The organism is Paraburkholderia ginsengiterrae, from assembly GCF_001645125.1.
Classification (GTDB): domain Bacteria; phylum Pseudomonadota; class Gammaproteobacteria; order Burkholderiales; family Burkholderiaceae; genus Paraburkholderia; species Paraburkholderia ginsengiterrae.
In genome coordinates this window covers 145,263-156,621 of sequence record NZ_LXKA01000110.1, presented here as the reverse complement: position 1 = coordinate 156,621, position 11,359 = coordinate 145,263, and the positions used below count along the sequence as shown (strand labels likewise).

The window sequence follows — 11,359 nt, the reverse complement described above, 5'->3', positions numbered from 1 at the left end:
ATATGATTTCGTTCTTCGTTGGCCCGGTAGCTCAGTTGGTAGAGCAGCGGATTGAAAATCCGCGTGTCGATGGTTCGATTCCGTCCCAGGCCACCAGGATTCAGCCCCAGGAAATCGCAAGATTCCTGGGGCTTTTCCTTTTCTGACGGAAACGCGTTGCGCCGGCTGGGGTGTGTCGCGCGCTCGGCGGCATTTGGCGCCGCGTGATAAAATCGCGCCAGTTCAAGGACTTGCGCGTGAGCGGGTCACATGAATGAGTCACCCGGGTGACGCGCGGCAACGCCGCAATCAGCACCGAACCCAACGCCCGACGATTGACGGTATAAGCGCCCAGCGACTCTGCATGCGGAAGGCGCGGCCTATACTGCTTTGGACCGGCACCCGTGCCGGCACGCGTCGCGCCGCGTTGCTTGCATGGCGCACCTCGCGCAGCGCGACGTGGCACTCATCATTCACGGAGTTTCACGGTGATCCGCAACAACGCTAAACGTAGCGCTCTGGTGCTGTTTTCCGGCGGCCAGGACTCGGCCACGTGCCTTGCCTGGGCGCTCGAACGTTATGAAACGGTTGAGACGCTGGGCTTCGATTACGGTCAGCGGCACCGCGTCGAGCTTGAATGTCGCGAAGGGTTTCGTCACGCCATTGTGCGCGCGTTCCCCGCTTGGGCTGACCGCCTCGGCGACGATCATATGATCGACCTGTCGGTGCTCGGCTCGATCAGCGATACCGCAATGACGCGCGAAATCGAGATCGAAGCGGCAACCAACGGTTTGCCGAACACGTTCGTGCCGGGCCGCAATCTGATGTTCATGACCATCGCCGCGGCAATTGCTTATCGGCGTGGTTTGCAGGTGCTAGTCGGCGGCATGTGCGAGACCGATTTTTCGGGCTATCCCGATTGCCGCGACGACACCATGAAGGCGCTGCAGGTCGCGCTGAATCTCGGCATGGACGCGCGCTTCCAGCTCGAGACACCGCTGATGTGGCTCGACAAGGCCGATACGTGGCGTCTCGCGCACGAACTGGGCGGTGAAGAACTGGTCGAGCTGGTGCGCGTCGAGACGCATACCTGCTACGTCGGCGAGCGCTCCGAGTTGCATGACTGGGGCTTCGGCTGTGGTGAATGCCCGGCGTGCCGCTTGCGCAAGCGCGGCTATGAAGCGTATCTGGCAGGCGAGAAGGTGACCGAGCCGGTCTGACGTGTCGCGCACCGGCGCGGCGCCGGCCACTCATTTCAGGAATACAGGGCAGAAAGCAGCATGACGTACGCGGTCAAGGAAATCTTCTACACGTTGCAGGGCGAGGGCGCGAATGCCGGGCGTCCGGCTGTCTTCTGCCGGTTCGCCGGCTGCAACCTGTGGTCGGGCCGCGAAGAAGATCGTGCCGAGGCCGTGTGCCGCTTCTGCGATACCGATTTCGTCGGCACGGATGGCGAGAACGGCGGCAAGTACCGCACGGCTGCAGAACTGGTGCAGATGATCGCATCGCAATGGCCAGAAGGTGAGGGCCAGCGCTTCGTGGTGTGCACGGGCGGCGAGCCGATGCTGCAGATCGACCCGCCGCTGGTCGACGCGTTGCATGCCGCCGGTTTCGAGATCGCGATTGAAACCAACGGCTCGCTGCCGGTGCTCGAGACGATCGACTGGATCTGCGTGAGCCCGAAGGCCGACGCGCCGCTCGTTGTGACCAAAGGCAACGAACTGAAGGTCGTGATTCCGCAGGACAACCAGCGTTTGTCCGAGTATGCGAAGCTCGACTTCGAGTATTTCCTCGTCCAGCCGATGGACGGTCCGTCGCGCGATATCAACACCAGGCTCGCGATCGACTGGTGCAAACGCCATCCGCAATGGCGCCTGTCGATGCAGACCCACAAGTATCTGAACATTCCCTGATTTGCCGTGCTGACGATTACACGAAAACTCGAATTCGACGCGGGTCACCGCATTCCCGACCACCGCAGCCAGTGCCGGAATCTGCACGGGCATCGCTACGTGCTCGAAATCACGCTGCAAGGCGATCTGGTCGACACCGAAGGCGCGCCTGATCGCGGCATGGTGATGGACTTCGCCGACGTGAAGTCGCTCGCCGTCGAGCATCTGATCGACAAGTGGGACCATGCCTTCCTCGTTTACGAAGGCGACACGCAGGTGCGCGGCTTTCTGGAGACCATGGCCGGCCACAAGACGGTCGTGCTCGACCGCATTCCGACCGTGGAAAATCTCGCCGCCGTCGCGTTCGACATCCTCGCGAACGTCTACGACGCACACTACGGCGTGAATCTGCGCCTGCATAAGGTGCGTCTGTACGAGACGCCGAATTGCTGGGCCGACGTGGTTCGCGACTAAATCCAGCGCCGCCCGCGCGCTCCGCGGGAAGTGCCCTTGCAGGGCGCACCAACCCTCGCGTTATTGTCACGGTATGATCGCTCCGATAACCACACGGAGCGAGACATGCCGGTCACCGCAATGCGCCGCAGCAGGCATCCAGGCCGCTACGGCCTGCGCCATCCTCTTAGTTTCTGCATGCCCGGTCAGCGCGGCATGCCGTCCCGCGTCTCAGGCAAGGCGTGTTCTCCTTGCGCTGGAGCGCCGCGATGAGCACCTTCACCAATCCCCTCAAGCAACGTCTGACGGAAACCGATCCGCTGTTCGGGCTATGGCTTTCGCTCGGCAGCGATGCCGCGGCCGAAGCGCTCGCGCACGCCGGATTCGACTGGCTGCTGATCGACATGGAGCATGCGCCCAACGATAGCGGCGACGTCACGTCACAGTTGCGCGCGATTGCCGCCGCGCATCTGCCGAGCGAGCCGGTGGTGCGCGTGCCGGCCAGCGAGGCGTGGCTCGTCAAGCGCGTGCTGGATGCGGGAGCGCGCACGCTGATGTTTCCGAATATCGAGTCCGCGGAGGAAGCGGCTCATGCCGTCAGCCTCACGCAATTTCCGGGTGCCGGGGCGCCCGAGGGCAAGCGCGGTGTCGCCGGCGTGGTGCGGGCGGGAGGCTACGGCATGCGGCGTGACTATGTGCAGACGGCCAACGCGCAGATCGCGACCATCGTGCAGATCGAGTCGGCGCGCGGCCTGCAGGAAGTGGACAAGATCGCCGCGACACCCGGCGTCGATTGCCTGTTTGTCGGACCGGCCGATCTGGCCGCGAGCCTCGGTCACCTCGGCGACTCGAAGCATGCCGACGTGCAGGCCGCCATGGCGCGCATTGTCAGCGCCGCGGACAAGGCCGGCATTGCCGCCGGCATTTTTGCCATGGACGCCGCGAGCGCCAGGCAGCATCGCGATGCAGGTTTTCGATTTATTGCTTTAGCCGCCGACGTCATGTGGATGTTGCGCGCAACTCGTCAGGCGTTGCAGGAGGTCAGGTCATGAAGTGGATGGTGCAGGGTGTCGTGCTGCGTGTAGCGGTGGCAGCGGCGTTGATGGCGAATGTGACGGCCTACGCGCAGAGCAGCGCCACGAAGCCGAGCGATCCGGAGACGCAAACCGCAGTCGCCGATTACAACGCCGGCAATATGGGCGCGGCGCTCGCCGAATTCCGCAAGGCCGCGGAGCATGGCAGCCGGCTCGCGGAGTTCAACTACGCCATGATGCTGCTCAATGGCGAAGGCGGTCCAGCCAACGTCGACGAAGGCAAAAAGTGGCTTCGCAAGGCGGCCGACGCCAACATGTCGCACGCGCAGTATGTGTACGGCAAGATGTATGACGATGGCGAGTTCGTCGGGCGCGATCCGGTCGAGGCGCATCGCTGGTTCCTGAAGGCGGCGATGCAAGGCCACGTGCAGGCCGAGCTCGCGCTCGCCAACCAGTTCCTCGATGGCCGCGGCACCGAGCGCGACAACAAGCAGGCGTTCGTCTGGTACAAGAAAGCGGCGCAGGGCGGCGACATGACCGCGCAATACGTGACCGGCTCGTTCTACGAACGAGGCGGCGACGGAGTGGACAAGAACCTCAATGTCGCGCGCGCCTATTACGCCGCTGCGGCGGCTCAGGGCGATCCGGCGGCGCGGCTCAAGTATCAGCAACTCAGCGCACAGTTGCGCGACCAGAAGGAAGTGAAGCCGCAGTAAAGACACGCAGCAAAGACAAAAGGGGCGCTCCCGACGGTGCGCCCCTTTTTCATGTTTGTTGAGTCTTGTTTCAAGCCCCGCCCGGCAAGCTTTGACCTGTCGGCGGCGACCTGATCTTGCCGCACTAACTCTGCATCAACCGCTTCTGCCGTGCGATGCTCATGATGAGGCCGACCGCGACCCCCAGTGTTGTCAGCGCAGTGCCGCCATAACTCATGAACGGCAACGGCACACCGACCACCGGCAAGATCCCGCTCACCATGCCGATATTGACGAACGCGTAGGTGAAGAATGCCATGGTCAGCGAGCCGGCCAGCAAGCGCCCGAAAAGCGTCGCGCCATTGGCCGCGATATACAGTCCGCGCGCGATCAATAGCATGTAGAGCGTGAGCAGCACGACACCGCCCGCGAGCCCGAACTCTTCAGAAAACACCGCGAAAATAAAGTCGGTGTGCTTTTCGGGGATGAACTCCAGATGCGCCTGAGTGCCCTTGAGCCAGCCCTTGCCGAGCGGACCGCCCGAGCCGATCGCAATCACCGCCTGGATGGTGTGAAAGCCCTTGCCGAGCGGGTCGGAGGTGGGGTCGAGCAGCGTGCAGATGCGGTGCTTCTGATAATCATGCATCAGCGGCCATTGCACTTCGGGCTGACAGATCTTGACCTGAAACGCTGCGATCGAGGCGACCGCGATCACGCCCGCGATCAGCACCGGCACGATCAGCTTGAAGCTCAGGCCCGCGAAGTAAATCACGAAGAGGCCGGCCGCGAACACCAGCACTGCGGTACCGAGGTCAGGCTGCTTGGCGATCAAACCAACCGGCACGGCGAGGATCACGAAACCGACCAGGTAGTCGTACCAGCGCATCACGCCTTCGCGCCGCTGGTAGTACCAGGCAAGCATCAACGGTGTGGCGATCTTCAGGATCTCCGACGGCTGGATCACCACGCCGACATTTATCCAGCGCTTCGCACCCTTGCGCGTGAGGCCGAATAGCGCCACCGCGACCAGTAATGCGATCCCGAATGTATAGAGCGGGACCGCGAAGCGCATCAGCGTGGTGGGCGGCACATTGGCGAGCCCCCACATCAGCACGAACGTCAGCAAGATGTTGCGCAACTGGTCTTCCACGCGGCCGGGGACGTCCAGGCTCGCGCTGTACAGCGTGACAATGCTGACGCACAGCAGCAGAAAAACGATCAAAGCCAGCGGGCGGTCGAAGCCCGCGAACATTTGCTTGATGCGGTCGAGCACGGCGCGCTTGTCGAATTGCATGCCTTTCTCCTTACTCGTCGATGCCGCCGGAAACCGGCTGGCGTGGCGAGGTGGACTGAGTACCGTCATCCCCCGGCTGTCCAAGGGGATTTCTTTCGGAGCGTGCGGCGGCGCTCGGCGCCGGCTCGCTGGCCGGACGGGGTTTATGCGGGGCACCGGATTTGCGCGACGCCGGATTCCTGGCCGCCGCGGAGCCAGACGCGGCCACGGCTGCTGACGCACCCGACGCGGCTGTCGCCGTGACGGCCGCTGGCGCGGACGCGGCGGCGTTATCTGACACGGCTGCAGCTGACGCCGCTGCAGCCGCAGAAGCAGCCGCCGCTGCCGAGGCCGCACCCGGCATCGGCAACGCGGTGTAGCCTGCTGCGACCTTGACCGGCTGCGCCGCATCCTGAGGCGTGGGAGCGCCGCCAACTTCCGGCGCGGATGCATCCTCGGTCGCGGACGCAGCGGCCGCTACCGCAGCCTCCTGGGCACCCGGCTTGTTCTTGCCGACGAGGTAGTAGTCAAGCACGCGCCGCGCGATCGGCCCCGCCGCTTCCGCGCCCCAGCCGCCGTTCTCGACGATCAGGGCGAGCGCGATCTTGGGGTTGTCGACCGGCGCGAAGGCGATGAACAGCGCGTGGTCGCGCAGATGCTCGGCGATCGCGTGGCCCTTGTAATTCTGGCCTTGCAGCGAGTAAACCTGCGCAGTCCCGGTCTTGCCGGCCGCCTGATACGGCGCGCCGATGAACAGCTTCGACGCGGTACCGTTGGTCACGACCCCTTCCATTGCACGCTTGATGATGTCGATGTCCGATTGCTTCACCGCGATCTTGTCGCTCGGATCGCGCACGACCGCACGGGTGTCCTTCGTGATCGGGTTTTCGATGTCGCGCACGAGGTGCGGCTTCATCACGACGCCGTTGTTCGCGAGCGTCGCCGTAGCGTGAGCGAGCTGAAGAATGGTGAACGAGTTATAGCCCTGGCCAATGCCGAGGCTGATCGTTTCACCTTCGTACCAGCGCTGCTGCTCGGGCTTGCGGTACGCCTTGCGCTTCCATTCCGTGGACGGCAGGATGCCGCGCGCTTCGCCCGAAATATCGATGCCGGTGATCTGGCCGAAGCCCCACGGCTTCATGAAGTTGGCGATATTGTTCACGCCGAGATCGTGCGCGAGCATGTAGAAATACGTGTCGTTCGACACCACGATCGCGCGGTTCATGTCGACCCAGCCCTGGCCTGAGCGCACGTCGTTGCGGAACGTGTGGCCGCCGAACGTGTACGAGCCCGGATCCTGGAAGCCCCAGCTCGGCGTGCGCTTATGGAGCGTCAACGCGGCGAGCGCCATGAACGGCTTGTACGTCGAGCCCGGCGGATAGGTGCCGTGCAACGGCCGGTTCAGCAGCGGGTGATCCGGCGAATTGTTGAGCTCGTCCCAGGTCTGCTGGTCGATGCCGTCGACGAACGAATTCGGATCGAAGCTCGGTGCCGACACGAAAGCGAGCACGTCGCCCGTGGCCGGTTCGATTGCGACCAGCGCGCCGCGGCGGCCGGCAAAGGCCTGTTCCGCGACCTGCTGCAGCCCGATGTCGAGCGACAGCACGAGATTGTTGCCGGGCGTTGCCTGCGTGCGCGACAACGTGCGCACAGGCCGCCCGCCGGCGGTCACTTCCACTTCCTCGAAACCGGTCTGGCCGTGCAACTCGGTTTCATAACTCTGCTCGACGCCGATCTTGCCGATGTAGTCCGTGCCCTTGTAGTTGTTCGCGTCCAGACGCGGATCGTAGTGATCCGGATCGCTGTCGTTCTGGTCGCTGGCGTCGTCGATGCGATCCTGGTCGCGCTGCGAAATCCGCCCGATGTAGCCGATCACGTGCGCTGCGGTCGGCCCGAGCGGATATTGGCGGAACAGGCGCGCCCGCACTTCCACGCCGGGAAAGCGGAAGCGCTGTGCGGTGAAGCGCGCGACTTCGTCGTCGGTCAGGCGGGTGCGGATCGGCAGGCTCTCGAAGTTCTTCGAGTCTTCCTGCAGCTTCTTGAAGCGGCGGCGATCACGCGCGTCGATCGAGATGACCGTGGCCAGGTTGTCGATGACGTTTTCGAGCGAGTCGTTCAGCTTCGACGGCGTAATTTCGAGCGTGTAGGCCGAGTAGTTCTTGGCCAGCACCACGCCGTTGCGATCGGTGATGATGCCGCGGTTCGGTACGATCGGCGCGACGGAAATGCGGTTCTCGTCCGCCTGCAGCGAGTATTTGCTGTAGTGCCAGACCTGCAGGAACAGGAAGCGGAAACCGATCAGCCCGAAGCAGACGAACACGAACAGGCCCGCCGCCGCGACGCGCACGCGGAACTTCGAGAGCTGTTGCTGAGTGTCCTTGAATTCGGTCATGCGATTCTGCAAAAGGCCGGGTGACGGCCATCATGAGTGTGCGCCTATTCCGGCCGGAACCGGAAGGCATGAACAGCGATATGCGTCGAGCGGGCCGGCCACGCGCATGCGCTGGATGGCCGGCGGGCCCGAGGCGGGATCAAATCGGCCGCGTATCGTCCGGATCGGCCGGGCGGCGCTGCGGCATCAGGAGCAGCACGCTGGCAACCGGCCACAGCGCGGCTTCGACAAAACCGTCGATCAGATAACCCCAGCCCGGAAACGCCGCGCCCGTTAGCAAACGGATCACGAACGGCACCAGTTGCGCGACCACGAGGAGCGGCATGACCGCGAAGGTCTGCACGCCGAGCGACATCCACAGCACCCGGCGGTGGATCGTAATCGCGCCGTACGACAACAACGTATACGCCAGCGCGTGCTCGCCGAGCAGGCTGGCGTTGTGAACGTCCATCAGCAGACCGAGAAAAAACGCGATCCCCATACCGACCTTGCGCGGCTGGTGCACGTTCCAGAACAGCAGGACGAGCGCCACGAAGTCGGGCACCCCGGCGAGGCGCCCCCACGGCATCAGGTTCAGCAGGAACGCCGCGGCGAGGCTGAACGAGATGAAGTACGGATTGACCGGCTGCAGAATGTATTGCGGACGGTTCATGGCTGGGCCCCCGGCGTGGCTTGCGGCTTCGCGGTTTTCTCAGCGGCCGGTTTCTTCTCGGCGGAGGATTTCTTCTCCGCTGCCGCCGGTTTGGCCGGAGCTTTGTCGGCGGGCTTGGCGGCCGCGGGCTTGTCCGCCGGCTTCGCTGCTGCGGCTTTGTCGGTCGCCGGCTTGTCCGCCGCGGCCTTGCTATCGGCCGGCTTGCCGCCCTTTTTCGCCTTCGCGTCCTTGGCTACCGTAGCGGCGTCGGGCTCTTCGGCCGGCCGTGGCGGAATATTGTTCACGTAGTGCAGCACCAGCAACTGGCGGGCGCCGCGTACCGGCGCGATCGGCAGGCAGACCACGCGCGCGAACGCCGTGTCGGCCTGTTTGTCGACCCGCACCACCTTGGCGACCGGCAACCCCGGCGGATAGACTCCGTCGAGCCCGCTGGTGACGAGTTCGTCGCCGGTCTGGACGTCGCCGCTGATCGGCACGAAGCGCAGATCGAGCGTGTCGCCCTTCGGCGTGCCGTAAATCACGCTGCGCAAACCGGTGCGCACGATCTGCACGGGCACAGCCTGATCCTTGTCCGTCAGCAGCGTCACTTCAGCCTGCATCGGAAATACGCGCGTTACCTGACCGATCACGCCGTCTTCGTTGACGACGGGTGAACCGTTCTGGATGCCTTGCTGCGCACCGCGGCCAATGACCACTTTTTGCGTGAAAGGGTCGCGTGTGTCGTACTGGATTTCGGCGGGCAGCGATTGCGTGGTGGAGCGTTCCGACAATTGCAGCAGTGCGCGCAAATGCGTGTTTTCAGCAGCCAGTTCGGCGGCCGTGTTGGCTTGCTGTGAAAGCTGCAGGTCTTTGGCGCGCAGCTTGTCGTTTTCGCTGCGCAGCGTGGCGCTGGTCACGGCCACGTCGGCGGCGCCCACGAAGATGTCGCGCGGCACGAGCGCCGCGCGCTGCAACGGATAAAGACCCGCGCCGAGCAAGCCGCGAACGATTTCGAGCGTTTTGAAGCGTGCGTCGGAGATCAGCAGGGCGAGCGCCAGCACGACGAAAAATACGAGTCGTGCGAGTGCCGACGGGCCTTGCTTGAACAGGGGCGGCGGACTGTATTCCATGGTCGGCGCCGGGGGCGTGAGCGGTTGGGTGAGACGGCGGCGCGCGCGATGAGACGCGCCTTCAGCGCGCGGAGGCTGGCAGGCCCAGCCAACGGCAAACCGGTCCGCAAGGGGCCGTTTGCCAGATCCGCGCTACTGACATGGAGACGGGCTCGCTTACTCGTACGAGAAGATGCTGCCCAGCTTGTCCATGCGTTCGAGCGCCATGCCCGAGCCGCGTACAACGCAGGTCAGCGGGTCTTCGGCGACGAGCACCGGCAGGCCGGTTTCTTCGGCGAGCAGACGGTCCAGATCGCGCAGCAGTGCGCCACCGCCCGTCAGCATCATGCCGCGCTCGGCGATGTCCGCGCCGAGTTCCGGCGGCGTTTGTTCGAGCGCGATCTTCACCGACGACACGATCTGGTTCAGCGGATCGGTGAGGGCTTCGAGAATTTCGTTGCTGGAAATCGTGAAGCTGCGCGGAATGCCTTCCGACAGGTTGCGGCCCTTCACTTCCATTTCCTTCACTTCGGAACCCGGGAACGCCGAGCCGATTTCCTTCTTGATGGCTTCGGCGGTTTGCTCGCCGATCAGCATGCCGTAATTGCGGCGGATGTAGTTGACGATGGCTTCGTCGAACTTGTCGCCGCCCACGCGCACGGAGCCCTTGTAGACGATGCCGCCCAGCGAGATCACGCCGACTTCGGTCGTGCCGCCGCCGATGTCGACGACCATCGAGCCGGTGGCTTCCGACACCGGCAGGCCGGCGCCGATCGCGGCAGCCATGGGTTCTTCAATGAGGTACACCTGCGAAGCGCCCGCGCCGTGCGCGGCTTCCTTGATGGCGCGGCGCTCGACCTGGGTCGAGCCGCACGGCACGCAGATGATGATGCGCGGCGACGGCGAGAACATGCGCGATTCGTGAGCAGTTTTGATGAACTGCTTGATCATCTGCTCGGTGACGGTGAAGTCGGCGATCACGCCGTCTTTCATGGGGCGGATCGCCTCGATGTTGCCCGGCACCTTGCCGAGCATCTGCTTGGCTTCCTTGCCGACTGCCTGGATGGTCTTCTTGCCGTTGGGACCGCCTTCCTGGCGGATCGAGACGACCGACGGTTCGTCAAGAACGATGCCCTTGCCGCGCATGTAGATGAGCGTGTTGGCCGTGCCGAGGTCAATGGCCAGATCGTTGGAGAAGTAGCTGCGCAAAAAACCGAACATTCAAAATCCTGTCTCGCTTGGAGCCGGGCCTCGCACCGTATGCGCAGGGCGGCAGCGGAAAAAATAACAGCTTCAGCCGGGCGAAAGTGGCGCCACAGGAACTTGAAGCTGCGAGGGAGTCTACCGGAGGCCGATGCAAAGCCAGGTCAGAAAATTCCGAACTATCGTTGGGAACAGTTCAGAAAGGCCTTCGTAAGTCGGTCCGGGTTTGGGTCGAACGCGTAATGATACCTTATAATTTTGGATGTTTTGAAGGAAACGGACGGCACTTTTTGCCGCCGCTGACCCCTTTTTCGAGGTCTTCCTCCAGTGTCGTAACCCACTGTCGCAGCATTGTTTTTTTCACGTTGCGGCGGTCCACCACATTTTCCGGTGACTGCATGGCTCTGACCCTGACCGATGTTAAACGCATCGCGCATCTCGCGCGGCTCGAACTGGCCGACGCCGACGCTGAGCACACGCTTGCCCAGCTCAACGACTTTTTCGGCCTCGTCGAGCAAATGCAGGCAGTCGATACCACCGGCGTCGCGCCGCTTGCCCACCCGATCGAGCAGATCGAAGACGTCGCGCTGCGTCTGCGTGACGACGCGGTAACCGAAACCGTCGAACGCGAAGCTTTCCAGCGCCCGGCGCCGGCCGTGCAGGAAGGCTTGTACCTCGTGCCGAAAGTGATCGAATAA

General features: G+C 63.7%; 12 protein-coding genes and 1 tRNA gene. 7 read left to right on the top strand and 6 right to left on the bottom strand.

The window, feature by feature from the left end:
- Positions 1 to 20 precede the first annotated feature (20 nt).
- The 6 genes from A6V37_RS08835 (at position 21) to A6V37_RS08810 (ending at position 4,074) form a co-directional block, all read left to right on the top strand.
- Positions 21 to 96 (top strand) — tRNA-Phe (locus A6V37_RS08835).
- A gap of 371 nt (positions 97 to 467) precedes the next feature.
- Entirely contained in the window at positions 468 to 1,199 is a 732-nt protein-coding gene (gene queC / locus A6V37_RS08830; protein WP_064266885.1) for a 7-cyano-7-deazaguanine synthase QueC, read from the top strand.
- 60 nt (positions 1,200 to 1,259) lie between these two features.
- Positions 1,260 to 1,892 carry a 7-carboxy-7-deazaguanine synthase gene (queE, locus tag A6V37_RS08825; RefSeq protein WP_064266884.1) on the top strand — a complete coding sequence of 211 codons (633 nt, stop codon included), beginning with the start codon at positions 1,260 to 1,262 and terminating at the stop codon, positions 1,890 to 1,892.
- A gap of 9 nt (positions 1,893 to 1,901) precedes the next feature.
- Positions 1,902 to 2,345 carry a 6-carboxytetrahydropterin synthase QueD gene (gene queD / locus A6V37_RS08820; protein WP_100249373.1) on the top strand — a complete coding sequence of 148 codons (444 nt, stop codon included), beginning with the start codon at positions 1,902 to 1,904 and terminating at the stop codon, positions 2,343 to 2,345.
- A 248-nt stretch (positions 2,346 to 2,593) separates the two neighbouring features.
- Entirely contained in the window at positions 2,594 to 3,376 is a 783-nt protein-coding gene (locus tag A6V37_RS08815; protein ID WP_064266882.1) for an HpcH/HpaI aldolase family protein, read from the top strand.
- Complete coding sequence (locus A6V37_RS08810; protein ID WP_064266881.1) at positions 3,373 to 4,074, top strand: tetratricopeptide repeat protein; 702 nt, start codon at positions 3,373 to 3,375, stop codon at positions 4,072 to 4,074. The genes A6V37_RS08815 and A6V37_RS08810 overlap by 4 nt, the downstream gene beginning before the upstream one ends.
- Before the next feature lie 124 nt (positions 4,075 to 4,198).
- On the opposite strand, the gene rodA is transcribed toward A6V37_RS08810, so the two are convergent.
- The 6 genes from rodA to A6V37_RS40530 form a co-directional block, all read right to left on the bottom strand.
- Positions 4,199 to 5,347, bottom strand: a complete 1,149-nt coding sequence (gene rodA, locus A6V37_RS08805) for a rod shape-determining protein RodA (protein WP_064285922.1) — start codon at positions 5,345 to 5,347, stop codon at positions 4,199 to 4,201.
- Between the two features lie 10 nt (positions 5,348 to 5,357).
- Complete coding sequence (mrdA, locus tag A6V37_RS08800; protein WP_064266879.1) at positions 5,358 to 7,718, bottom strand: penicillin-binding protein 2; 2,361 nt, start codon at positions 7,716 to 7,718, stop codon at positions 5,358 to 5,360.
- 139 nt (positions 7,719 to 7,857) lie between these two features.
- A complete protein-coding gene (mreD, locus tag A6V37_RS08795; RefSeq protein WP_064266878.1) occupies positions 7,858 to 8,370 on the bottom strand; it encodes a rod shape-determining protein MreD in 513 nt (170 codons plus the stop codon).
- Positions 8,367 to 9,479: a rod shape-determining protein MreC gene (gene mreC / locus A6V37_RS08790; RefSeq protein WP_064285921.1), complete on the bottom strand. Its 1,113-nt coding sequence runs from the start codon at positions 9,477 to 9,479 to the stop codon at positions 8,367 to 8,369. Before mreC ends, mreD begins: the two co-directional genes overlap by 4 nt.
- A gap of 156 nt (positions 9,480 to 9,635) precedes the next feature.
- Entirely contained in the window at positions 9,636 to 10,679 is a 1,044-nt protein-coding gene (locus A6V37_RS08785; protein ID WP_004189550.1) for a rod shape-determining protein, read from the bottom strand.
- A gap of 232 nt (positions 10,680 to 10,911) precedes the next feature.
- Entirely contained in the window at positions 10,912 to 11,061 is a 150-nt protein-coding gene (locus A6V37_RS40530; RefSeq protein ID WP_157447858.1) for a hypothetical protein, read from the bottom strand.
- On the opposite strand from A6V37_RS40530, the gene gatC reads away from it, so the two are divergent.
- Entirely contained in the window at positions 11,060 to 11,359 is a 300-nt protein-coding gene (gatC, locus tag A6V37_RS08780; RefSeq protein ID WP_064266876.1) for an Asp-tRNA(Asn)/Glu-tRNA(Gln) amidotransferase subunit GatC, read from the top strand. The two genes, A6V37_RS40530 and gatC, sit on opposite strands and share 2 nt — an antisense overlap.